Source organism: Herbaspirillum sp. NPDC101397 (assembly GCF_044767325.1).
Classification (GTDB): Bacteria; Pseudomonadota; Gammaproteobacteria; order Burkholderiales; family Burkholderiaceae_D; genus Herbaspirillum.
Window position 1 is genome coordinate 271,816 of record NZ_JBIWNS010000003.1, and the last position, 22,660, is coordinate 294,475.

15 protein-coding genes are annotated in these 22,660 nt (G+C 62.1%); 3 read left to right on the top strand and 12 right to left on the bottom strand.

All coding sequences use genetic code 11. The features are described from left to right. Positions 1-26: 26 nt before the first annotated feature. From miaA to ACIROW_RS09245, 6 genes are all read right to left on the bottom strand, one after another. The gene (gene miaA / locus ACIROW_RS09220) at positions 27-968 is read right to left on the bottom strand and encodes a tRNA (adenosine(37)-N6)-dimethylallyltransferase MiaA (RefSeq protein ID WP_402274425.1); all 942 of its coding nucleotides are present in this window, start codon (positions 966-968) and stop codon (positions 27-29) included. A 1-nt stretch (position 969) separates the two neighbouring features. Beyond that, complete coding sequence (gene mutL / locus ACIROW_RS09225) at positions 970-2,868, bottom strand: DNA mismatch repair endonuclease MutL (protein ID WP_402274428.1); 1,899 nt, start codon at positions 2,866-2,868, stop codon at positions 970-972. Positions 2,869-2,939: 71 nt separating this feature from the next. Further along, positions 2,940-5,093 (bottom strand): Cache 3/Cache 2 fusion domain-containing protein, encoded by a 2,154-nt coding sequence (locus tag ACIROW_RS09230; RefSeq protein WP_402274430.1) that lies wholly within the window; start codon positions 5,091-5,093, stop codon positions 2,940-2,942. 273 nt (positions 5,094-5,366) lie between these two features. After that, positions 5,367-8,333, bottom strand: a complete 2,967-nt coding sequence (locus ACIROW_RS09235; protein WP_402274962.1) for an EAL domain-containing protein — start codon at positions 8,331-8,333, stop codon at positions 5,367-5,369. A 168-nt stretch (positions 8,334-8,501) separates the two neighbouring features. Continuing rightward, positions 8,502-10,238, bottom strand: coding sequence for a methyl-accepting chemotaxis protein (locus tag ACIROW_RS09240; protein WP_402274432.1), 1,737 nt, complete (start codon positions 10,236-10,238; stop codon positions 8,502-8,504). Beyond that, on the bottom strand, positions 10,239-10,709 hold the full coding sequence (locus ACIROW_RS09245; protein ID WP_402274434.1) for a hypothetical protein: 471 nt from the start codon (positions 10,707-10,709) through the stop codon (positions 10,239-10,241). 22 nt (positions 10,710-10,731) lie between these two features. On the opposite strand from ACIROW_RS09245, the gene ACIROW_RS09250 reads away from it, so the two are divergent. Continuing rightward, entirely contained in the window at positions 10,732-11,382 is a 651-nt protein-coding gene (locus ACIROW_RS09250; protein WP_402274436.1) for a VTT domain-containing protein, read from the top strand. 45 nt (positions 11,383-11,427) lie between these two features. Here ACIROW_RS09250 and ACIROW_RS09255 read toward each other — a convergent pair whose 3' ends face one another. From ACIROW_RS09255 to tsaE, 3 genes are all read right to left on the bottom strand, one after another. Then, positions 11,428-13,110: a methyl-accepting chemotaxis protein gene (locus tag ACIROW_RS09255; RefSeq protein ID WP_402274438.1), complete on the bottom strand. Its 1,683-nt coding sequence runs from the start codon at positions 13,108-13,110 to the stop codon at positions 11,428-11,430. A 369-nt stretch (positions 13,111-13,479) separates the two neighbouring features. After that, a complete protein-coding gene (locus ACIROW_RS09260; RefSeq protein WP_402274441.1) occupies positions 13,480-14,826 on the bottom strand; it encodes an N-acetylmuramoyl-L-alanine amidase in 1,347 nt (448 codons plus the stop codon). Further along, entirely contained in the window at positions 14,790-15,278 is a 489-nt protein-coding gene (gene tsaE / locus ACIROW_RS09265) for a tRNA (adenosine(37)-N6)-threonylcarbamoyltransferase complex ATPase subunit type 1 TsaE (protein ID WP_402274444.1), read from the bottom strand. Before tsaE ends, ACIROW_RS09260 begins: the two co-directional genes overlap by 37 nt. 47 nt (positions 15,279-15,325) lie before the next feature. Here tsaE and queG point away from each other — a divergent pair, with 47 nt between their 5' ends. Together queG and ACIROW_RS09275 are read left to right on the top strand one after the other, a co-directional pair. Next, positions 15,326-16,402 (top strand): tRNA epoxyqueuosine(34) reductase QueG, encoded by a 1,077-nt coding sequence (gene queG, locus ACIROW_RS09270; RefSeq protein WP_402274447.1) that lies wholly within the window; start codon positions 15,326-15,328, stop codon positions 16,400-16,402. A gap of 38 nt (positions 16,403-16,440) precedes the next feature. After that, positions 16,441-18,870 (top strand): penicillin acylase family protein, encoded by a 2,430-nt coding sequence (locus ACIROW_RS09275; protein WP_402274449.1) that lies wholly within the window; start codon positions 16,441-16,443, stop codon positions 18,868-18,870. A gap of 50 nt (positions 18,871-18,920) precedes the next feature. Here the strand turns inward: ACIROW_RS09275 and ACIROW_RS09280 are convergent, their stop codons facing one another. Genes ACIROW_RS09280 through ACIROW_RS09290 form a run of 3 tightly spaced genes read right to left on the bottom strand, consistent with a single transcriptional unit; the run spans position 18,921 to position 22,510 of the window. Next, entirely contained in the window at positions 18,921-19,811 is an 891-nt protein-coding gene (locus tag ACIROW_RS09280) for an AEC family transporter (RefSeq protein WP_402274451.1), read from the bottom strand. Between the two features lie 23 nt (positions 19,812-19,834). Then, a complete protein-coding gene (locus tag ACIROW_RS09285; RefSeq protein WP_402274965.1) occupies positions 19,835-20,431 on the bottom strand; it encodes a response regulator transcription factor in 597 nt (198 codons plus the stop codon). Positions 20,432-20,485: 54 nt separating this feature from the next. Beyond that, on the bottom strand, positions 20,486-22,510 hold the full coding sequence (locus ACIROW_RS09290) for a PAS domain S-box protein (RefSeq protein ID WP_402274453.1): 2,025 nt from the start codon (positions 22,508-22,510) through the stop codon (positions 20,486-20,488). Between the last annotated feature and the right edge of the window lie 150 nt (positions 22,511-22,660).

The following is a 22,660-nucleotide window of genomic DNA, read 5'->3' on the forward strand; positions in this document are numbered from 1 at the left end:
AACCCGCGCTTGCCGGCCTTATCCAATCAATGTTCCAGCGCCTTGCGCACGTACGCCATCACCGCCTGCGTCGCGTCGGGCGCATTGCAGTCGATCACGATGCGGTCCGGTGTCGAGCGCAGCCAAGTGATCTGGCGCTTGGCCAGTTGTCGCGTGGCAATGATGCCGCGTTCGCGCATTTCGGCGCGGTCGTACTGGCCGTCGAGATGTTCCCAGGCCTGGCGGTAGCCGACGCAGCGCATTGACGGCAGGCCCAGGTGGAGGTCGCCGCGGGCGCGCAGCTTGCGGACTTCGGCCAGCAGGCCGTCGTTTTCCAGCATGAGGCCGAAGCGGCGCGCGATGCGTTCGTGCAGCACGGCGCGGTCGGACGGCTCCAGCGCCAGCGGCAGCAGCGTGAAGGGCAGGGCTGCTGCGGTCTTCTGCGTCAGCAAGGCCGACATCGGCCTGCCGGTCAGCTCGATGATCTCGAGCGCGCGCTGGATGCGCTGGCTGTCGTTGGGTTTGAGGCGGGCGGCGGTTTCCGGATCGAGCGTGGCGAGGCGTGCGTGCAGGGCAGGTACGCCATCGCGTGCAGCTTCTTCGTCCAGGCGCGCGCGTACTTCGGGATCGGCTTCAGGCAGGTCGTCGAGGCCGTCACGCAAGACCTTGAAATACAGCATCGTGCCGCCCACCAGCAGCGGCAGCTTGCCGCGCGCACGGATGTCCTGCGCCAGGCGCAGCGCGTCGTTGCGGAACTGCATGGCGGAGTAGGCTTCAGTCGGATCGATGATGTCGATCAGGTGATGCGGCACGCTGGCGAGTTCGTCGGCGTTGGGCTTGGCGGTGCCGATGTCCATCTCGCGATACACCAGCGCCGAGTCGACCGAGATGATTTCGCAGGGAATGTGTTTGGCAATTTCAAGCGCCGCGGCAGTCTTGCCGGAAGCGGTCGGTCCCATGATGGCGACCGCCAATGGTGCTGACGCCATTTTATTGACCGCGCAGGAAGAGTTTGTCCATGTCGGACAGGGCCAGCTGGCTCCAGGTCGGACGGCCGTGGTTGCACTGGTCTGCGCGCTCGGTGGCTTCCATCTGGCGCAGCAGGGCGTTCATTTCCGGCACGGTCAGGCTGCGGTTGGCGCGCACCGCGGTGTGGCAGGCCAGCGTGCCGAGCAGTTCATTGCGACGCTCAAGCAGCACGCGCGAGCCGCCGAATTCGCGCACGTCGCGCAAGACATCGCGCGCCAGGGTCTGGGCGTCGGCGTTCTTGAGCAGCGCCGGCACCGCGCGCACGGCCAGCGTGGTCGGCGACATCGCGGCGATGTCGAAGCCGAGTGCGCTCAAGGTTTCCTGATGTTCTTCGACGGTGCCGACTTCGACGGCGTCGGCGTAGAAGGTCACCGGGATCAGCAGCGGCTGCACGAACATGGAATTGTCGTCGAGCGCGTTCTTCAATTGCTCATACAGGATGCGTTCGTGCGCGGCGTGCATGTCGACCACCACCAGGCCCTTGCTGTTTTGCGCCAGCACGTAGATGCCGTGCAACTGCGCCAGCGCGAAGCCGAGCGGGAAGTCGTCGGACGGCAGCGTCTGCGGATTGGCATGGGCAGAAACCGGCATGGCGAAAGCGCCTGGCGTTGTGTCGCCACCATAGGCCGCAGCCATGTCCAGATTGGTCTGCACGCCGGGCTGGAACATTGCGCCGTATTCCGCCGTGTTCTGCGCCACGCCGAAATTGCCGGCGGAGAAATTCGGTCTCAGCTGCGCGCCGAATTCGTTCTGATACTGCGGCTGAGGCTGCGCTTGCTGATCGCGCATCCACGGCAGCGGACCGTTGCCTGCGGCTTGCGGCGCCGGCGCGTTGCCGAAGGAGGTGGCCGACGTCGCCGCCAATGCGCGGCTGACCGCGTGGAAAACGAATTGATGCACGCTGCGGCTGTCGCGGAAGCGCACTTCGATCTTGGACGGATGGACGTTGACGTCGACCAGCGCCGGATCGAGGTCGAGCGACAGCGCGTACGACGGATAGCGGTCGCCGTGCAGCACGTCCTGGTAGGCGGCGCGCACCGCGTGCACCAGCAATTTGTCGCGCACGAAGCGGCCGTTGACGTAAAAATACTGGCCGTCGGCGCGCGCCTTGGAGGCGGTCGGCAAACCGACAAAGCCGTGCAGGCGCAGCGGGCCGGCGCTCTCGTCGAGCGGCAGGCGGGCGTTGGCGAACTCGTCGCCTAGGATGTGGGCGCTGCGCTTGGCGAATTCGCCGGTGTTCCAGTGATCGACGGTCTTGCCGTTGTGGGTCAGCGAAAACGTCACGTCCGGACGCGCCAGCGCAATGCGGCGCACGACTTCGGCGCAGTGGCCGTATTCGGTCTGTTCGGACTTCAGGAACTTGCGCCGCGCCGGCGTGTTGAAATACAGATCCTGCACGTCGATGGTGGTGCCGGGCGCACCCGAGGCAGGCACGACTGTGCCTTCCTGCGAGCCGGTGATTTCCCAGGCGTGGGCGGCGTCGGCGGTGCGGGTGGTCAGCGTGAGCTGGGCGACCGAGGCGATCGAGGCCAGCGCTTCACCGCGAAAACCCAGTGTGCCGACGTTTTCCAGATCAGTCAGCGAAGCAATCTTGGAGGTCGCATGACGCGCCAGCGCCAGCGGCATCTGCTCCGGCGGAATGCCGCGGCCGTTGTCGGTGATGGCGATGCGTTTGACGCCGCCCTGTTCCAGCCGCACGGTGATGTGCGTGGCGCCGGCATCGAGCGCGTTCTCCAGCAATTCCTTGACGACGGCGGAAGGACGTTCGATGACTTCGCCGGCAGCGATTTGGGAAATCAGCTGGTCGGGCAGGGCCTGGATGGGGCGAATTGGACGGGGCGGGCGATCTGGTGCGTTCATCCGGCGATTATACCGCCAGCAGGCTCAGGGATCGCTCACGGATCACCCTTGGCCTGCTGTGTCGATTGTGTTTAGAACTGCTCCCAGTCCTCGTCTTTGGATGGCGCCGACAGGGATTTTTTTGCAGCCGGGAGTTTGGCGATGGGAGCGGCTTTCGGTGCAGCCGCCGGTTTGACGAGCGGCGCAGCCTTGGCGATGACTTTGTGCACTGGTACCGCTGTGGAGCCGAACGCCATGGCATGCGTTTCGTCCAGCTTGAAGGTGCTGACCGAGGCGGTCAGCTTGTGTGCCTGGTCCTGCAGCGATTGCGCGGCGGCGGCGGCTTGTTCGACCAGTGCGGCGTTTTGCTGCGTGGTTTGTTCCATCTGCACGATGGCGTGGTTGACCTGCTCGATGCCGGCGCGCTGTTCCTGGCTGGCCGAGCTGATTTCGCCGACGATGTCGGTCACGCGCTTGACGCTGGCGACCACTTCGCCCATGGTGGCGCCGGCTTGTTCCACCAGCTTGCTGCCGGCCTCGACCTTGTCGACCGAGTCGTCGATGAGGCCCTTGATTTCCTTCGCCGCCGATGCCGAGCGTTGCGCCAGGCTGCGCACTTCCGATGCGACCACGGCAAAGCCGCGGCCCTGTTCGCCGGCGCGGGCAGCTTCCACCGCTGCGTTCAGGGCGAGGATGTTGGTCTGGAAGGCGATGCCGTCGATCACACTGATGATGTCGACGATCTTGCGCGAGGATTCGTTGATCGAGCCCATCGTGTCGATCACCTTGCCGACCACGGCGCCGCCTTGCGAGGCCACTTCCGATGCGGACAGTGCAAGCTGGTTGGCCTGGCCGGCGTTGTCGGCGTTCTGCTTCACGGTGGAGGTCAATTCTTCCATCGCCGAGGCGGTCTCTTCCAGCGAGCCGGCCTGCTGTTCGGTGCGGCTCGACAGGTCGAGGTTGCCGGTGGCGATTTCGCTCGAGGCCGTGGTGATCTGCTCAGTGCCCTGACGGACGTCGGCGACCACGTGCGCGAGGCCTTCGCTGATGCCGTTGACGGCGCGCATCAACTGCCCGATTTCATCCTGCTGGCCGTCGCTGACGCGCACGCGCGCAGTCAGGTCGCCGCTCGCCAGCAAATCGGCGGCGGCACGGGCGCGCGCCAGCGGACGCGTCACGACCCGCTTGATCACCATGGTCAGCACCACGCCGACCAGCAGCAGGAAGATTGCGCCGAACAGCATGAAGCGGTTGCGCATGGCGGCGATTTCCTTGGTGACTTCTTCGGCGTAGGTCTCGCCGACGATGACCCAGTTCCAGGCCGGGAATTGCGAGAAGGCGACGATCTTTTCTTCGCCGGCGTGGCCGGCGGTGTCCGGGTTGTCCCACATATAGCGCATCACGCCTTGCTTCTTGGTGAGCATGTCCTTGATGAATTCCTTGCCGTCGACGTCTTTCAGTCCCAGCAGGTTCTTGCCTTCATCCTTCGGACCGGCCAGCAGCGCGCCGAAATCCTTGCCTTCCTTGGCGTTGAGCACATAGAAAAAGCCGGTCTCGCCGATCTTCAGCGCCTTGATCTTGTCTTTCAATGCCTTGATGTCGCCGGAGATGTCGACGCCAACATACAGCACACCGATGAGCTGGCCGGCGGCATCCTTGATCGGCACGTACTTGGTGATGTATTGCTTGCCGAACAGCGTGGCGATGCCGCTGTAGGACTTGTCCGCCTTCAATGCCGCGTAGCCGGGATGCGCACGGTCGAGCAGCGTGCCAACCGCGCGTTCGCCGTCTTCTTTCTTGACCGAGGTCGAGACGCGTACGAAATCATCACCGGTCTTGGCGAAGATCGTCGCGGTCACGCCGGTCTGCGCGGTGAAGCGGTCGGGAATCGTGAAGTCGAGGTTGAGGTCGGTGTCGCCGTTACGCAGCACTGGCGTGGCCTTGTCGCCGATCTGCACGGTGTGGCCGGCGTCCAGCGTGAACTTGCCCGGGAAAGAGTTGGAGAACATGTTGGAGAAGCGTTCCACCTGGCTGTTCACCGAACGGTCAAACATCTCGACCATGTTGACCACGCCGCGCGTCTCGCCGCTGATCTGGTTCATCGAACGCTGTTCCAGCATGGCCGACGTGGTGAGGTCGATCAGCAGGATGGCCGCGACGAACAGCGCGCCGACCAGCGCGAGAGTAAGGGAAGTGAGCTTGGTGCCGACGGCCCAGCTGCGATAGTGGAAGGCAGAAGTTTGCATGGTGTGGTTTTCTTTTTGTTTGGGCGCAAGACGCCCGGGAACCGCGAGCAAACGTTGTGGGGCTGAATTTTCAGCAAACGTTTGCGCGTGCGCGGCTGGATCGAAAGACTTCGGTTTTTTGAACGCGAGCAAGTATAGCCAACTTCGCTTTTCATGCGGTCTCATTTGAGCCAAAAAACAACGTAAGTCGTTGTTTATGAACCAGTTTTAGCGGTAAGACCAATGAAAAGCGATGTAATAATGCTACGTAATATTGTTTCCCTGATAAAACTTTTAGAGAAAATTGTCGATTTTGAAATTTTTCAGCCAATGTTCAAAGACCGTGGCCAGCATCGGTCGCGAAAACAGGTAGCCTTGCGCCACATCGCAGCCCTGTTGTTTCAGCAAATCGTATTGCCGCTTGTCTTCGACGCCTTCGGCCACCACGATCAGGTCGAGGCTTTCACCGATGCGGATGACTGCGTTGGTCAGCGCCAGCACCGTCTGGTCGCGGTCCATGTCGCGCACAAAACTCTGGTCCAGCTTGAGCTCGCACACCGGCAGGTTGCGCAGGTAGCCGAGACTTGAATAACCGGTGCCGAAATCGTCCATCGCCAGCTTCACGCCTTGCGCATGCACTTCGCGGATGGTGCGCGTGGTGCTGGGATTGGTGTCCATCATCACGGTTTCGGTGATTTCCAGCGTCAGGTCGCCTGGCGCCAGTTCGAAGCGTTGCAGCAGGCCGGCGATGAACTGCGGTAGTTCCAGATCATGGAAGTTGGTGGACGACAGATTGACCGATACCGACGGCACGTTGATGCCGCGTCGGCGCCAGTCGTGCAGTTGGAAGCAGGCTTCTTCCAGCGCCCATTTGCCGAGCTCGCCGATCAGGCCGCATTCTTCCGCGATCGGGATGAAGCGCGCCGGCGAGACCTGGCCAAGCTGGTCGTGATGCCAGCGCGCCAACGCCTCCACGCCGTGCAACAGGCCGGTGTGGAAATTGACCTGCGGCTGGTAATGCAACTCGAAATCGCCGCCACGCAGCGCGTCGCGTAGCGCGCCCTCCAGCGCCAGGCGTTCCTGCGCCTGGGAATTCATCTCTTCGCTGAAGAAGCTGAAGCGGCCGCGGTTGTTGGCCTTGGTCTGGTACATCGCCATGTCGGCGCGATGCAGCAGGATCTCTATGGTCTCACCGTTGTCGGGAAACAGGCTGATGCCGATGCTGGCCGAGGGCGTGATCGCCACGCCGGCAATATGGCAGGGCAGCGACAGGCTGGCCTGGATGCGCTTGACGACGTCCGTGACGCGGTTCAGGTCGCATTGCGCCAGCACGATGACAAACTCGTCGCCGGACAAGCGGCCGACAATGTCCGACTTGCGCGCCTCGATCTGCAGGCGGCTGGCGACCGTGCGCAGCAGTTCGTCACCGGCCTGATGCCCCAGTGAGTCGTTGATCTGCTTGAAACGGTCGAGGTCGATGAACAGCACCGCCAGCGGAATCTTGGTGCGCGCCGCATTGGCGATGGCCTGGTTGGCGTTGACCAGCAGCAGGCTGCGATTGGGCAACCCGGTCAGCGAATCGTAGAACGCCAGCCGGTGGATGCGCGAGCGCGCCTCTTCGCGCTCCAGCGCCAGCGCGCACAAGTGCAGGCTGACATCCACCAGGCGGTGATGGAAGGGATCGGGGCGGCGTTTGCTGTGATAGTAGAACGCAAACGTGCCGATCACGCGGCCATCGGCCGACTTGATCGGCGTCGACCAGCACGACTGCAAACCCGTGGGCAGCACCAGGTGGCGATATTCGGCCCATAGCGGATCGGTGGCAATGTCCGTCACCTCCACCGGCTCGGCGCGGAACGCCGCGGTGCCGCAGGAGCCGACGCTCGGGCCGATCGCCACACCCTCGAGTGCGCGGCTGTATTCTTCCGGAAGACTGGGGCCGGCCACCGGATGCAGCAAGCCCTGTTCGTCCACGCGCAGGATCGACGCCGCCACGTCGGGCGCCATGCGTTCCAGTTCCACGCACACCATGGTCAGCACTTCCTGCAGGCTGGCCTCACGCACCATGGCATTGAGCGCCTTGTATTGCAGAACTTCGTGCATCTTGGTGTTGGTGATGTCGGTCAGGATGCAGACCGCATTGATCAGCTTGCCGTCGCCGTCGAGGATCGGGTTGACCACGGTCGATACCCACAGCGGATGGCCCTGTTTGTCGACCATCATTTCTTCGCCGTGGAAACTGCGGCCCTCGGCGATTACCGCATAGCAGTCCTCGATCAGCTTGAGGATGGCGGTCTGCCCCTCGAACAACTCGCGCGGCCGACGGCCGATGACTTCCTCCGCGGTGAAGCCGAGCATGCGGCTGAACCCGGTGTTGTGGAAGACGATGTGATTGGCGTCGTTGGTGATGAACACCGCATTGTCGGTTTCATTGATGCCCAGCGACAGCAAGTGTTGATACTCGCGGTCGCGCTGCTCGCGCACCATGCGGTACGACACGTCCGAGCCGATGCTGATGATCTTGATCGGCTTGCCTTCGAGATCGAACACCGGCGTATAGGTGGCTTCCCACCACACCGGTCGGCCGTCGCGCGCGATGCGTTTGAAACGGCCGGAGAAGAAGCGGCCCTGGTTGACGTCGCGCCAGAAATTTTCGTACTCCTGGCTGCCGACGTAATCCGGTTCGCACAGGAAGCGGTGATGCTTGCCGACGATCTCTTCGGGCAGGTAGCCCATGGTCTTGAGATAGTTGCCGTTGGCGCCGACGATGATGCCATCGGCAGAAAATTCAATCACGCCGAGTGAGCGGTTGAGCGCACGCAGCACGCTGTGCTTTTCCTGCGAGTCGTCGATATGGGCGGTGATGTCGGCGGCAATTGAAACCACCCGCAGCAAGCGTCCCTCGGCGTCGAACACCGGATTGCAGGTGGCTTCCAGCCACAGCCGCGAGCCGTCGCTGCGCATGCGCTGCAAGGTGCCGGACACGACTTCTCCCTGGTGCAGGCGTCGCCAGAACTCGGCGTATTCGGGTGATTCAGCGTGCACCGGATTGCACAGCATGCGGTGATGGTGGCCGACGATGTCGCTGCGCCGGTACGCCATCAGCGTGAGGAAATTCTCATTGGCCGACAGGATGGTGCCATCCGGCGCCAGTTCAAGGATTGCCATCGAGCGAGAAAACGCCGCCAGCAGCGCCTCTTTTTCTGCAAGGGAGCTGCGGCATTGTTCAAGCTCGAGGCCGATGCGTTCGGCGTCCATCATGGAGTCGTTCCCCTCCCGTTCCTTGACTGCACTCATACGCGTCAATTCTCCGCTCGGTATGATTTATGTTGCGTCCGGTTTGAATCTGACCAGCATCTGCCTTGCATCCGGTCCCGCTCTCGGGCGGGTTGCACCGAATTTGTTAAAACGGCGTCTTACAACTATTTCTTAAAACTGTTCCCACTGATCGTCGCCGCCGCCGTCAGCTTTGGCGGTGATGGGCTTGACTGCCGGCAATGCTGCCGGTACTTTCCTGGCCGGCGCGGCGGCGGGCTTCACGGCTTTGGCAATCGCCGGCGCCGCTTTGCGCACCACCGTTGCAACCTTGACTGCAGCCGGCGCCTGAGCGGCGTCGTTACCCGAAATCCTGAACACGCTGACCGCCTGCGTCAGCCGACCGGCCTGTTCCTGCATCGATTGCGCAGCAGCGGCGGCTTCTTCCACCAGCGCGGCGTTCTGCTGCGTGGTCTGGTCCATCTGCGTGATGGCCTGGTTGATCTGCTCAATGCCCTGGCTTTGTTCCTGACTGGCTGCGCTGATTTCGCTGACAACGTCGGTGACGCGTTTGACGCTGGCGACCACCTCGTCCATGGTCGTGCCGGCTTGCGCCACCAGCTTGCTGCCTTCACCGACCTTTTGCACCGAGTCGGCGATCAGTTCCTTGATTTCCTTGGCAGCCGATGCCGAACGTTGCGCCAGGCTGCGTACTTCGGAAGCCACCACGGCAAAGCCGCGGCCCTGTTCGCCTGCGCGCGCAGCTTCGACTGCGGCGTTCAACGCGAGGATGTTGGTCTGGAAGGCGATGCCATCGATCACACTGATGATGTCGACGATTTTCTTCGACGAATCATTGATGTTGTTCATGGTGTCGACCACCTGGCTGACCACCGTGCCGCCTTGCTCCGCCACTTGCGATGCGGTTGCCGCCAGCTGGTTGGCCTGGCGCGCATTGTCGGCGTTCTGGCGGACGGTCGAGGTCAGTTCTTCCATCGCGGACGCGGTTTCTTCCAGTGCGCCGGCTTGCTGCTCGGTGCGTGAGGAGAGGTCGAGATTGCCGGTGGCGATTTCGCTCGAGGCGGTGGCAATGGTGTCGGTGCTGACGCGCACTTCGCCGACGATCTGCAGCAGGCGTGCGTTCATGACCTTGAGGGCGGACAGCAGTTTGCCGGTTTCGTCCTTGCTGTCGCTGTCGATGCGCGAGGTCAGGTCGCCCGCCGCCACCGTTTCGGCCAGGCCGACGGCGCGGTTGAGTGGACGCGTGATGCTGCGCGTTGTGAAATAGGCAATCGCCACTGCCACCAGCAACGCCGTCGCGGTCAGCAGGATGATCAGGTTGAGTGCGCTGCGGTATTGTTGCTCCACCAATGCGCCGGCGTCCTTCATCAGCTTGTCTTGGTATTTGATCAACTCGGTCAGGGATTTCAGGTACTTCTGCTGCAGGTCGAAGGTGCCGCCGGCGAACAGCAGCGCCACCGCCTTGTCTTTTTCGCCGGCGGCGATGTTCTTGAGCACCTGGTCGCTGGCGGCGACGTATTCGCTGCGGCTGCGCTGGATTTCCTTGAACAGCTCACGGCCGCGTTCACTCCTGATGCCCTTGTCCAGCTTGTCCATGTCGGCCGCCACGGTCTGGAAGGCCGGAGAGAAAATCGCGTTCTGCGCCTTGAGCTGTTCCGGGTCGGACATCAGCAGCAGATTGCGGGTGGCGCGGATGATCAGGTTTTCCTGGATGATGATGTCGTTGGCATAGACGGTCTTGGGGTAGGTCTCATTCACGACCATCGACATCTCGCCGTTCAGTGATGCCAGGCGGTTGCCGCCGAGAAAGCCGGTGGCGATGAGCAGCATAACCAGAATGGCAAAGCCAAGTCCCAGCCGAACGCCGATTTTCAAATTTGTGATGCGCATTCAGAGTCTCCCGTTGATAAGACATGCCGTCGCTTTTATTGGGGAAGTGCAGCGGTCGGCATATCCGTTGTTATCGGAAACATAGTTGTTGTTCTTGAGCATGCAGATCAAATAAGTTTTTTCTTTAAAACGATTTACCTGTTGAGTCGCCTCTTGACATTGTTCCTGCCTAACCAGCCCTGCTATCCGGCGACGGCCCGCCGGGTCGAGTAGTGTATGATTCCGGCGCAGCCTGAGCGGCGTCAAAAACGAAATGAGTGCGGAACTCATTTCATGAATAGCCGCGAGATGCGTTTGCCCCAGAAAGGGCGCTGGCAAGGAGCGCAACGCGGCCAGCGCCCTTTCTGGGGCAAACCCTTCGGGAACGTCCTGTTTGGGCGTATTGCTGCGTTGCGCCGCTTGCCAAGGGAGCCACCCTTGGCTGCGCGACGCGCCTTGCACTACCTCCCAAACAGGATCGTTCGCACTCACGGCTATTTATGAAATGAGTTCCATGGATTACTTGCAGTTACTGGACGTGCTGTTGCACGTCGACAAGTCCCTCGGCATCCTGATAGAACAATACGGCACGATGATTTATGTGGTGCTGTTCCTGATCATCTTCTGCGAAACCGGTCTGGTGGTGTTGCCCTTTCTTCCCGGCGACTCGCTGCTATTCATTGCCGGCACCTTTTGCGCCACCGGCGCCATGAACATCTGGCTGCTGATGTTCCTGCTTGTGGTCGCGGCCGTGACCGGCAACACCCTCAACTATTGGATCGGCAGCGCCATCGGGCACCGCGTCTTCACGCACAACTACCGCTGGCTCAATCCCGCCGCGCTTGCCAAGACCCACGCCTTCTACGAAAAACACGGCGGCAAGACCATCATCCTGGCGCGCTTCACGCCCATCGTGCGCACCTTCGCGCCGTTCATCGCCGGCGTGTCGGCGATGACCTTCATCAAGTTCCAGTTCTTCAACATCATCGGCGCCCTGTTATGGGTGGTCGGACTGCTGGTATTCGGTTACCTGTTCGGCAACTTGCCGTGGGTGCGCCAGAATCTCAACACGCTGGTCCTGATCGGCATCGCCGCCGCGATCCTGCCGATCGTGCTTGGCGCGCTGTGGCAGTTCTACCGCAAGTTCTTTTCGAAACGTCAATAATCGACAAGGTGCAGCCGGTCTGATCGATTGCCCGGCTGCGTCTCATCAGAATTCCTTCCACTGTTTGTCGCTGCCGAGCGCCACCGGTTGAGCAGCGCGGCCAAGCCGCATCGGCGGGGCTTTCGCGGCGACCGCCGGCCTGGTCTTGCGTTGCACCAGACCGTCGTCACCGAGCAGCTGGTACCCGCCGAGCTTGAATATTCCGACCACCTGCGCCAGGCGATCGGCCTGGTCTTGCAAGGACTGCGCCGCTGCGGCCGCCTGTTCGACCAGCGCGGCGTTCTGCTGCGTGGTCTCGTCCATCTGCGTGACGGCCTGATTGATTTGTTCGATGCCCTCGCTTTGCTCCTGGCCGGCGACGGTGATTTCGCCGACGATCTCGGTCACGCGCCTGACGCTTTGCACCACCTCGCTCATGGTGTTGCCGGCCTGGGCCACCAGTTTGCTGCCGTTGCCGACTTTTTCCACGGAGTCGTTGATCAGCGTCTTGATCTCCTTCGCGGCCGATGCGCTGCGTTGCGCCAGGCTGCGCACTTCCGACGCCACCACGGCAAAGCCGCGTCCCTGCTCGCCGGCGCGCGCGGCTTCGACTGCGGCGTTCAACGCCAGGATATTGGTCTGGAAGGCAATGCCGTCGATCACGCTGATGATGTCGACGATCTTGCGGGACGACTCGTTGATGGACTCCATGGTCGTGACCACCTGACCGACCACGTTGCCGCCCTGGGTCGCAACTTCCGAGGCCGACGCCGCCAGCTCATTGGCCTGGCGCGCGTTGTCGGCGTTCTGCCTGACGGTCGAAGTCAGTTCTTCCATGGCCGAGGCGGTTTCTTCCAGCGAGCCGGCCTGCTGTTCGGTGCGGCTCGAAAGGTCGAGATTGCCGCTGGCGATTTCGCCGGAGGCGGTGGCGATGGTGTCGGTGCCGCTGCGGACCTGGCTGACGATCTTCAGCAGATTGTCGTTCATGGTTTTCAGCGCCTCCAGCAATTGCGCGGTTTCGTCCTTGCCGCTGCTGTCGATCTCGGAGGTGAGGTCGCCGGACGCCACCGTCCTGGCGACTGCGACAGCGCGGTTGAGCGGTATGGTGATGCTGCGCGTGATGCCCCAGGCGATGCTGCCCGCCATCACGAGGCCGAGGGCGGCCAGCACGATGAGCATGTTTCTGGCGTGTTCATAGTTGCGCTCCACTTCGTCGCCGGATGTCACCATCATCTCGTTTTGCTGTCTGATCAGCTTGTCGACAGCAGTCATGTATGCGCTCTGGACCGGCCGTACTTCGCCGATGAGCATGTCGATGGCGCCGTCCTTGGTGCCGTCGGCCACCATCTGGCGTACCTTGTCGCGTTTGTCGACGTAATTCGTTTGCGCCTTGATCAGATCGGCCAGCAGCGCACGGCTCTGATCGTCGGCCAGCCGCTTGTCGAGTTCGGCCAGGCGTTCCTGAATGGCTTTGTCGGCGCCGACGATGCGGTCGTTTTCGCTCTTGATCTGCGCGGGGTCCTTGAGCAGCAGGATGTTGCGCAGCGAGCGCGCAACCAGGTTGATCTGGTCGACGATGTCGCCGGCGGCCACGGTCTTGGGATATTTGTCGTGGATGACGTCGTTCATCTGGTGGTTGAGCTGAGCAAGCCGGTTCACGCCGACGACCGCCATGGCGATCATCAACAGTGTCAGCAATCCAAAGCCCAGCCAAAGACGACGGCTGATGGTGATGTTGGCAATCTTCACTTGTTCCTCCCAGTTGTAAAACACGCAATGCGGATATTGCTGTCGGAAAATACCTTGGGTATGGCAGTGGAAGATGACGCTGTGTTTTTTGAGCAACCGGAGGCCGGTGACAGCAACGGACGCCAGTTTGCTCTTTATGATTGTCCCCGGACGCAAGAGAGCAACTCCGATGCCTCGCGAGACAATTCATCATACGGCCGCGCGGGGCTGCTGCGATGGGCGGAAATGAGGCGGGAATACAGTTCTGTTCGGCCTTGGAGGCCGGTTACGATGCCGCCCGGCAAAAAAAAGCGGTCCAAATGAAAACTCCCGGCGCGATGGCCGGGAGTGGAAGAGACAGTGGCGCAGACGGGGCAGACCCCGATCAACTCAGGTCAGCTTGTTCTTGGCCAGCGGCGGATTTTTCGAGAAATACTTCTTGATGCCGGTCATGATGGCGTCGGCCATGTCATCCTGATAACTGTTGTCGGTGAGCTTGGCTTCTTCTTCCGGATTGGAGATGAAAGCCGTCTCGATAAGGATGCTGGGGATGTCCGGCGCCTTCAGCACGGCAAAGCCGGCTTGCTCGACGGCGCCCTTGTGCAGCTTGTTGATACCGCCGATTTCCTTGAGCACGGCATTGCCAATGCGCAGGCTGTCATTGATCTGGGCGGTGGTCGACAAGTCGAGCAGGACGCTCGCCAATTGTTTGTCGTGGGTCTTGATGTTGACGCCGCCGATCATGTCGGCCGAATTTTCCTTGTTGGCAAGCCAACGCGCCGCGGTTGAACTGGCGCCTTTTTCCGACAGGGCGAACACCGAGGAGCCGCGCGCGGTCGGTTGCACGAAGGCGTCGGCGTGGATCGAGATGAACAGGTCTGCCTGCACCTTGCGCGCCTTTTGCACGCGCATGCCCAGCGGCACGAAGAAGTCGGCGTCGCGGGTCAGCATGACGCGCATGTTCGGCTGTTCTTCGATCTTCTTCTTGAGGCGCTTGGCGATCGACAGCACCACGTCTTTTTCGCGGTTGCCGCGGCTGCCGATGGCGCCGGGATCTTCGCCACCGTGGCCGGGGTCGAGCGCGATGGTGATCATGCGCGTCAATTGCAGCTTGGTGTCGTCCTGCGGTCTGGCCTTGGCGGCGAACGGCGGATCTTCATCCTGTACTTGCGGCGCAGCTTTGGGATCAGGTTTGGCTTCGGCCAGCGGCGGCCTGACTTCGGCCTGCTGATCCTTGGGCCAGTTGCCCTTCTGGATCAGCGCGGCGATGGGGTCGGGCGGGTTGGCCGGGTAGAGGTCGATGACGAAACGGTACTTGTATTCGCCGACCGGCTCCAGCGTGAACACCTGCGGCTTGATCTCGTCCTTCAGGTCGAACACCAGCCGCACTACGCTGGGGCGGTTCTGGCCGACGCGGACCTGCTTGATATAGGGATCGTTGGGCTGGATCTTGGCGACCAGGTCTTTCAGCGTCGAATTGAGGTCGATGCCTTCGATATCGACCACCAGGCGTTCCGGATTCTTGACGATGAAGTGGGTTACCTTGAGGTTGCTGTCGTTTTCCAGCGTGACGCGGGTATAGTCGTCGGACGGCCACACGCGCACCGCGAGGATTTGCGAGGCCAGCGCCGGCAGGGGAGTCAATACGGAGACGAGGAGCGTGCCGCCTGCCTTGAGGATGGTGCGGCGAGTCTTGGATGTCACAGATTTGGAGCGAATTTCAGTCGAGCGAGGCATTGATGACCCTTGTCAGACAACGCTCGTAATTCTACATCACGTCCGTGTCCTGCAACCGTTAGCGAGATATTGATATCCGGAGCAGGCAACACGGGGTCGCCCTTTTCCGGCCATTCGATGATGCAGATGCTGTTTTCGTTGAAATGTTCACGAAAACCCGCATCCAGGAACTCTTCCGGGCTGGCCATGCGGTAGAGGTCGAAGTGGATTACGGTTACCATGCGGTCTGCCAGCTTCACCTCATACGGTTCGGCCAGCGTGTAAGTCGGGCTTTTGACGCGTCCCGCGTAGCCGGCGGCATGCAGCAGCGCCCGCGTGAGCGCGGTCTTGCCGGCGCCGAGGTCGCCGTGCAGGTAGATCGCCATGCCGGGTTCCAGCACCTGGGCCAGCGATGCGCCCAGGGCTGCGGTGCCGGCTTCATCCTGCAAATGGGTGTGACGCGATGGCTGCATAAATTCTTGTTTGATTCTTGTTTTAAGCGACGTAGTGAAAACGATCGATGACTGACCTTGTAGCACTTGCCGACACCATCAAAGCCTGGGGGCGCGAACTCGGGTTCGCCGACCTGCGCATTGCCGACGTCGATCTGTCGCATCGGGAGGCGGGTTTTCAGGCGTGGCTGGACAAGGGCTACCACGGCGAGATGGATTATATGGCAAGCCACGGCATGAAGCGCGCCCGGCCCGCCGAATTGGTGCCCGGCACGGTGCGCGTGATCACCGCGCGGATGCCTTACCTGCCGCGCGACACCGCCCCCGACTGGCGCGAGCGCGAAGAAGGGCGCGGCGCCGACGGCAGCGCAGCGGTGGTCTCGCTGTATGCCCGCGGCCGCGATTACCACAAAGTTTTGCGCGCGCGGCTGCAGCAACTGGCCGGCCGCATCGAGAAGGAGATCGGCGCCTTCGGCTATCGCGTCTTCACCGATTCGGCGCCCGTGATGGAAGTCGCACTGGCAGAAAAATCCGGCCTCGGCTGGCGCGGCAAACACACGCTGCTGCTCAACCGCGAAGCCGGCTCCATGTTTTTCCTCGGCGAACTGTTCACCGACCTGGCGCTGCCGGTCGACGAACCGATTACGCCGCATTGCGGCCAGTGCAGCGCCTGCATCGACGTCTGTCCGACCCAGGCCATCGTCGCGCCGTACGAGCTCGATGCGCGCCGTTGCATTTCCTACCTCACCATCGAGCTCAAGGGCAGCATCCCGGTCGAGCTGCGCAGCCTGATCGGCAACCGCGTCTATGGTTGCGACGACTGCCAGCTGTACTGCCCGTGGAACAAGTTCGCCCAGACCTCGACCTTGCCTGACTTCGACGCGCGCCATGGTCTCGGCAGCGCTTCGCTGGTCGAGTTGCTGAACTGGAGCGAAGACGATTTCAACCGCAACACCGAAGGCAGCGCAATCCGCCGCATCGGCCACGAACGCTGGCTGCGCAACATGGCGGTCGGCCTCGGCAACGCCGCCGGCACGCACAAGGGCGATGCGGACATCGTCGCGGCGCTGCACGCGCGTCTCGAGCATCCTTCCGAACTGGTGCGCGAACACGTTGAGTGGGCGCTGGCGCAACATTCCTTGTAAAGTGTTGTCTCCATAAAAAATATAGATGGAGACACCTGATGACAAAACTGAAACCTTTATCCGCTGCGCTGCTGCTGTCCGGTTGCGCCGCGATGGCGCTGTCCATGACGGCCCATGCGGCAGGCGAATCCGAAACCCTGCGCGTCCCCGGCCTGCACAAGAAGGCCGAGATCCTCGTCGACAAATGGGGCGTGCCGCACATCTATGCCGCCAGCCAGGACGACGCCTTCTTCGTGCAGGGTTTCAACGCCGCGCGTGATCGTCTGTTCCAGATTGATTTGTGGCGTCGCCGTGGACTGGGCCAATTGTCCGAAGTGTTCGGTCCGGCCTACGTCGCGCAAGACCAGGCGACGCGCCTGTTCCTCTATCGCGGAGATATGCAGCGCGAGTGGAAATCCTACGGCAAGCATTCCGAACACGTGGCGACCGCCTTCGTCGCCGGCATCAACGCCTATGTCGACTATGTCACGGCGCATCCCGAGCGGCTGCCGTATGAGTTCAAGCAACTGGCTTACCTGCCGGCTCGCTGGCAGGCCGAGGACGTGGTGCGCATCCGCAGCCACGGCCTCACGCGCAACCTCACCAGCGAAGTCGCGCGCGCCAACGTCGCCTGCAAGGCCGATCTCAAGTCCGATGAAATTCGCTCCGGCCTGACGCCGCAATGGGAGGCGATCATGCCGCAGGGCCTTGATCCTTGCCTGCCCAAGGACTTGCTCAAGGTATTCGGGCTGGCCACGCAAAACGTCAAGATAACCAAGGAAAGTCTGAGCACCGCAGCCGATGATCAAGGCGCGACTATCCGCATTGCCGCCGCCGAGAACCCCGAAGAGACCATGGAAGGCAGTAATAACTGGGTGGTCTCGCCGGGAAAATCCGCCACCGGTCGCGCCATCATGGCCAATGATCCGCATCGCGCTTACTCTGCACCGTCGCTGCGTTACATCACGCATCTGAGCGCGCCGGGCCTGAACGTCATCGGCGCCGGCGAGCCGGCCTTGCCGGGTGTGTCGATCGGCCACAACGGCACCATTGCATTCGGCCTGACGATCTTCAACATCGACCAGGAAGACCTCTATGTCTACGAGCTCAATCCCGACAATCCCGACGAGTACAAATACCAGGGCAAGTGGGAGCGCTTCAAGGTCCTGCGCGAAGCGATCAAGGTCAAGGGCGGCACATCGACAACTGCCGAGCTGAAGTTCACGCGGCACGGTCCGGTGATCTTCGTCGAGCAGGAAAAGAACCGCGCCTTCGCCGTGCGCTCCGGCTGGCTGGAGCCGGGCATGTCGCCGTACTTCGGCAGCATCGATTACATGCGCGCCAAGAATTTCAAATCCTTCAAGCGCGCCATGCTGAACTGGGGCGCGCCGACCGAGAACCAGGTCTACGCCGACGTCAAGGGCAACATCGGCTGGGTGCCGGGCGGTCTCGCGCCGAAGCGTCCGAACTGGGACGGCTTGCTGCCGGTGCCGGGCGACGGTCGCTATGAGTGGGCCGGATTCTGGACCGGCGATCAGCTGCCGTCAACCTACAACCCCAAGCAGGGCTGGTTCGCGTCGGCCAACCAGATGAACCTGCCGGACGACTATCCTTACCGCGAGCGCAAGCTCGGCTTCGAGTGGACCAACAATTCGCGCTTCTCGCGCATCAGCGAAGTGCTGGCCTCATTGCCGAAGGTGTCGCTGGAAGATTCGATGCGCCTGCAGAACGACGACCTGGCGATTCCCGCACGCCGGCTTGGCGCGCTGCTCAAGCCGTTGACGTCGGGCGATGCGCAGACGCAAGCGGCGTTAAATATTTTCAACAGCTGGGATTATGTCGAACGCGTCGATTCACCGCAGGCCGCGCTGTATGAAGTCTGGCTCACACGCCACCTGGGCAAGGCCTTCAAGGAAGCCGTGCTGAGCAAGGAAGCGGCAGCGGCGATGGGCGCGCCCGATGTCGCCGTGATGCTGGACACGCTGGAGCAGCCGCAGGCCCGGTTTGGCGCCGACGCGGCGAAGAAGCGCGATGACGTCTTGCTGACGAGTCTGGCTGGCGCCTTTGCCGAGATGGTGAAGTTGCAGGGCGATGACGCCAGCAAATGGCAATGGGGCAAGCTGCATCACAACTTGATGGAACATCCGCTGGCCGGTGTGGTGGACGAGGCGACGCGCGCGAAACTGAACGTCGGACCACTGCCGAAACACGGCGGCGCCTATTCGCCGAACCAGTCGACCTATCGCCCCAGCGACTTCCGCCAGACCAACGGCCCGTCGTTCCGGGTGGTGGTCGACGTCGGTAACTGGGATAACTCCAAAGCGGTCAATTCGCCGGGCCAATCGGGCGACCCGGACAGCCCGCATTATCGCGACCTGGCCGACAAATGGCTGAACGGGGAATACTTCCCGCTGCTGTATTCACGCAAGGCGGTGGAGGAGGCGACGGTGCATCGGATTGTGCTGGAGCCGGCCGGGCAAGTTAAGTAAGCTCCACGGTAAAACCGTCGTCCTGGTGAGAGCCGGGGCGACGATGCCTCTCAATGCACCAGCATCAACCAGAACGGAATCGTCACTGCCGACACCAGCGTGCCGAGTGAAATCAGGAAGGCCGTCATGGGGCCGTTGCCGCCCATGCGCGCAGCGAGGATGTAGCAGCTCGACGCCGTCGGCAGCGAGCAGAACAGCACGACGATCTGCAGCTGCAGCTGCGGCAGTTCGAGCCAGCGTCCCAGCACATAAGCGACGGCCGGCACCGCCAGTAATTTGATGGCAGTGAAGTAGGTCGTCATCAGTTTGTCTTCACGTATTCCCGCCAGGCGCAGACCCGCGCCGACCATCAGCAGACCCAGCGCAATCGAGGCGCTGCCGAGACGCGACAAGACCGCGCCGGCAACTTCCGGCAAGGTGAACCCGCACAGCGCGAACAGCAGGCCGGAACCGGTTGCGATCAGCAGGGGATTGCGCGCCAGCTCGCTTCCCAGGTTACCGCTGCGATGGGCCAGCGCATGCACTGCGGCCATGTTGCACAAGGGGACGCCGAAGCCGATCAGCAGCGCCATCAATCCCACGCCTTTTTCGCCCGCCAGGCGTGACGCCAGCGCCAGCGCAATGTAGGAGTTGAAACGGAAGGCGGTCTGCATGCCCGACTCGTAGGTCATCGGACCGGCCTTGATGAAGGGCTTGCCGATCCAGGTCAGCGCTACGCCGGCCAGCAGCGCCAGCACGCCGACTTCGACAAACTTGCCGGTGGTCTCCAGATTGAGTTGCAGGCGCGCGGTGGAATAGAACAGCAGTGCCGGGAACAGCAGGTAATAGACCATCTTTTCCATGCCGGCCCAGAACGCTTCACCCCAGTTGGTGATGCGAAAGATGATCACGCCCATCAGGATCAGGATGAAATCGGGCAGCAACAGTGAGATGACTTGCATGGGTATTCGGCTTGCGTTGGTTGTTACTTGAGCAGGCGCGCAAGTTCGACGGCGGTCTTGACGTTCATTTTGTCGAAGATGTGGGCGCGGTGCACTTCCACCGTGCGCATGCTGATGCCGAGCTCGTCGGCGATGACCTTGTTCATTTTGCCGGCCAGGATCAGGTTCAGCACTTCGCGTTCGCGTGTCGACAGCGAGTCCAGGCGCGTGCGCACGGCGTCCTGTTCGCCGGCTTCGCGCGAGGCCTGCAAAGCCTCCAGCACGCGGTCCATGAGCTGGTTGTCGTTGAACGGCTTTTCAAAAAAATCGAAGGCGCCGTTCTTGAGCATGTCGACCGCCATCGGCACATCGCCATGGCCGGTCAGGAAAATCACCGGACGCCGCCGTGTGACGCCGCGGCTCTTGAGCGTGTCGAACAATGCCACGCCGCTTTGATCCGGCATGCGAACATCGAGCAGGATGCATTCGCCGTCGACGTCGAAACTGTCTGGGCCGGCCTGCTCCATTGCCGCCAGAAAGGCTGCGGCGCCGGCGTAGGCGATGGCGGGAATGGCGCGCGATTGCGCCAGCCACGTGAGCGAATCACGGATGATCTCTTCGTCGTCAACAATGTGCAGCATCGATGCCATGTGAAATAGTGACGCTTGGCCGAAGGCGCGCGTTTTTGTTCTGGTTCAAACCGCAGAGTCCTGCCCGGGCAGGGAAGGCAAGGAAAACCGGAAGATTGTACCCCCGGCAGGGTTGTTGGCATAGGTCAGCGTGCCGCCATGGAATTCGATGGTGGTGCGGCAGATGTTGAGCCCCATCCCCATGCCCTCGGCCTTGGTCGAGAAGAACGGCGAGAACAGGGCGGCGGCGACTTCGGGCGGGATGCCGTGGCCCTGGTCGGTCACAGACACCACCACGGATTGCTGGGTCGATTGCTGCGACGACGTCTGCCGGTCGAGTGCGGCGGCAATCCGCAGGATGCGGCGCTCCGGCGCGATCGCCGCCATCGCCTGGATGGCATTGCGGGTCAGGTTGAGCAGCACCTGCTCAAGCAGTACCGCATCCCCCAGCACATTGGGCAGGTTGGCGGGAATCGCGGTCTGCACCACCACCAGGAATTGCTGCGCCTGCAGTTCCACCAGCGGTGCAATGTTGTCGACGATGCCCTTGATCGACACCGGCTGGCGCGTCGGCTCGCGCTTCTTGACGAACTGGTGCACGCTGCGGATGACGTTGCCGGCGCGCTGCGCCTGGGTATTGATTTTCTCGAGCGCAGGTTGCAGCGAGGCTGGATCGAGTGCGCCGTTCTGCATCATGTTGAGTGCACCCGTGGTGTAGCTGGAAATCGCCGCCAGCGGCTGGTTCAGCTCATGCGCCAGGGTCGAGGCAATTTCGCCCATGCTGGCCAGGCGTGCGCCAGTCTGCAGCTTTTCTTCCTGCATGCGACTCAGGTCCTCGGCGCGCTTGCGGTCGGTCACGTCGAGGATCGATCCCATCCAGCCGGTCTGCTTGCCGTTCTGATCGACCAGCGGCGATTCGAAAATCAGCACCGGAAAACGCTCGCCGTCCTTGCGCTGGAAGATGGTTTCGAATTGCGGCGTAATCCGGCCGGCCAGCACGTTGGAGAAGCGCTCCTGGTATTCGTCCATCGCTTCCGGCGCCCAGTAGGGCATCGGCGGGATCTTGCCGACCAGCTCGTCGGCGGGGATGCCGACCATCTTGCAAAAGGCCGGATTGACGTAGGTGATGCGACCTTCGAGGTCGCGTGCGCGCATGCCGGTGACCAGCGAGTTTTCCATCGCGCTGCGGAACGACACTTCATGCACCAGCGCTTCTTCCGCCGTCATGCGGCGATTGATGTCGCGCCACAGCGCCCACAGGCTCCACAGCAGGCCCAGCGACAGCACGATGACCGAGCCGACCAGCAGATTGGGTAGCAGCTTCGGCGCGCTCTTGGTGCTGTTGGTGTGCAGTCGCAGCGTCAGCCCGGGCAGCTCCAGTTCGCGCCGATGGGTGTAGACGTTCAGGCCCGGGCCGCCGGCCGTGCGCCGTGCGACCACCTTGTCGTCGGTGTCGGTGAGGACGATCTCGTTGTCCTGGGCGAACCACCACGGCACCATTTCATTGAGCACGCGCGCCACCGAATAGCTGGCGACGACGCTGCCGAGGTAATGATTCTCGCGGAACAGCGGGATGTGGTAATCCATCACCACCGGCTCGGCGATCCCGGGCGGCACGGCGGGGGCGCTGTAGATCGGTCGGCGAATCGTGCGCGCCTGCTCTTCGGCCTGTTGCGACGGCGTCGACAATTCGTGGCGCGCGACCGGGAAATCGTCGGTGGAAGCGAGCGGCTTGCCGTCGGCGCTGAACCAGGTGACGCGATAGAACTCGCGGTTGTTGCGCAGCAGCGCGTTGAGGCGGCTGCGGAACTGGTCTTTTTTCAGGTGCTCGTTGACGATCTCGCGCGCGATCAGGCGCATGCTCTCATCGTCGCGGCTGAGCTGGAAACGGATCGCCTGCTCGACCCACAGCGAATCGGCGATGAGCTGTTCCTGGCGTTCGCTCGACTCCATCTGTTGCGCCTGGCGCGGCAGCCAGATCAGCGTCATCAGGAACAGCAGCACCAGCAGGATGGGCATGACCCAGCGCAGCAGGTGGCGGCGCCCCGGCGACAACAGGTGGGAGGGAGAGGAGATGTGCTGCGGCTTCATGGACTCGGAAGTGGGCGATGGCTCGATGCGCGTAGTTTATCGCGAGCAGACTTACGGTGGACGATGTTCGTCGGACGTACGTCAGATGTTGCAATGCGTCATGCAAATTGTGGTTATCCACAGTTGTGTCAGCTTTTTGTCATGTCAAAA

What these genes read in the sequence shown, in the direction of transcription:
- ACIROW_RS09235 (WP_402274962.1), bottom strand. Translation starts at nt 8,333, where the DNA reads ATGATGGACGCCGAACGCATCGGCCTCGAGCTTGAACAATGCCGCAGC.
- queG (WP_402274447.1), top strand. Translation starts at nt 15,326, where the DNA reads ATGACTGACCTTGTAGCACTTGCCGACACCATCAAAGCCTGGGGGCGC.
- ACIROW_RS09290 (WP_402274453.1), bottom strand. Translation starts at nt 22,510, where the DNA reads ATGAAGCCGCAGCACATCTCCTCTCCCTCCCACCTGTTGTCGCCGGGG.
- ACIROW_RS09250 (WP_402274436.1), top strand. Translation starts at nt 10,732, where the DNA reads ATGGATTACTTGCAGTTACTGGACGTGCTGTTGCACGTCGACAAGTCC.
- ACIROW_RS09285 (WP_402274965.1), bottom strand. Translation starts at nt 20,431, where the DNA reads ATGCTGCACATTGTTGACGACGAAGAGATCATCCGTGATTCGCTCACG.
- ACIROW_RS09230 (WP_402274430.1), bottom strand. Translation starts at nt 5,093, where the DNA reads ATGCAAACTTCTGCCTTCCACTATCGCAGCTGGGCCGTCGGCACCAAG.
- tsaE (WP_402274444.1), bottom strand. Translation starts at nt 15,278, where the DNA reads ATGCAGCCATCGCGTCACACCCATTTGCAGGATGAAGCCGGCACCGCA.
- ACIROW_RS09275 (WP_402274449.1), top strand. Translation starts at nt 16,441, where the DNA reads ATGACAAAACTGAAACCTTTATCCGCTGCGCTGCTGCTGTCCGGTTGC.
- mutL (WP_402274428.1), bottom strand. Translation starts at nt 2,868, where the DNA reads ATGAACGCACCAGATCGCCCGCCCCGTCCAATTCGCCCCATCCAGGCC.
- ACIROW_RS09260 (WP_402274441.1), bottom strand. Translation starts at nt 14,826, where the DNA reads ATGCCTCGCTCGACTGAAATTCGCTCCAAATCTGTGACATCCAAGACT.
- ACIROW_RS09280 (WP_402274451.1), bottom strand. Translation starts at nt 19,811, where the DNA reads ATGCAAGTCATCTCACTGTTGCTGCCCGATTTCATCCTGATCCTGATG.
- miaA (WP_402274425.1), bottom strand. Translation starts at nt 968, where the DNA reads ATGGCGTCAGCACCATTGGCGGTCGCCATCATGGGACCGACCGCTTCC.
- ACIROW_RS09240 (WP_402274432.1), bottom strand. Translation starts at nt 10,238, where the DNA reads ATGCGCATCACAAATTTGAAAATCGGCGTTCGGCTGGGACTTGGCTTT.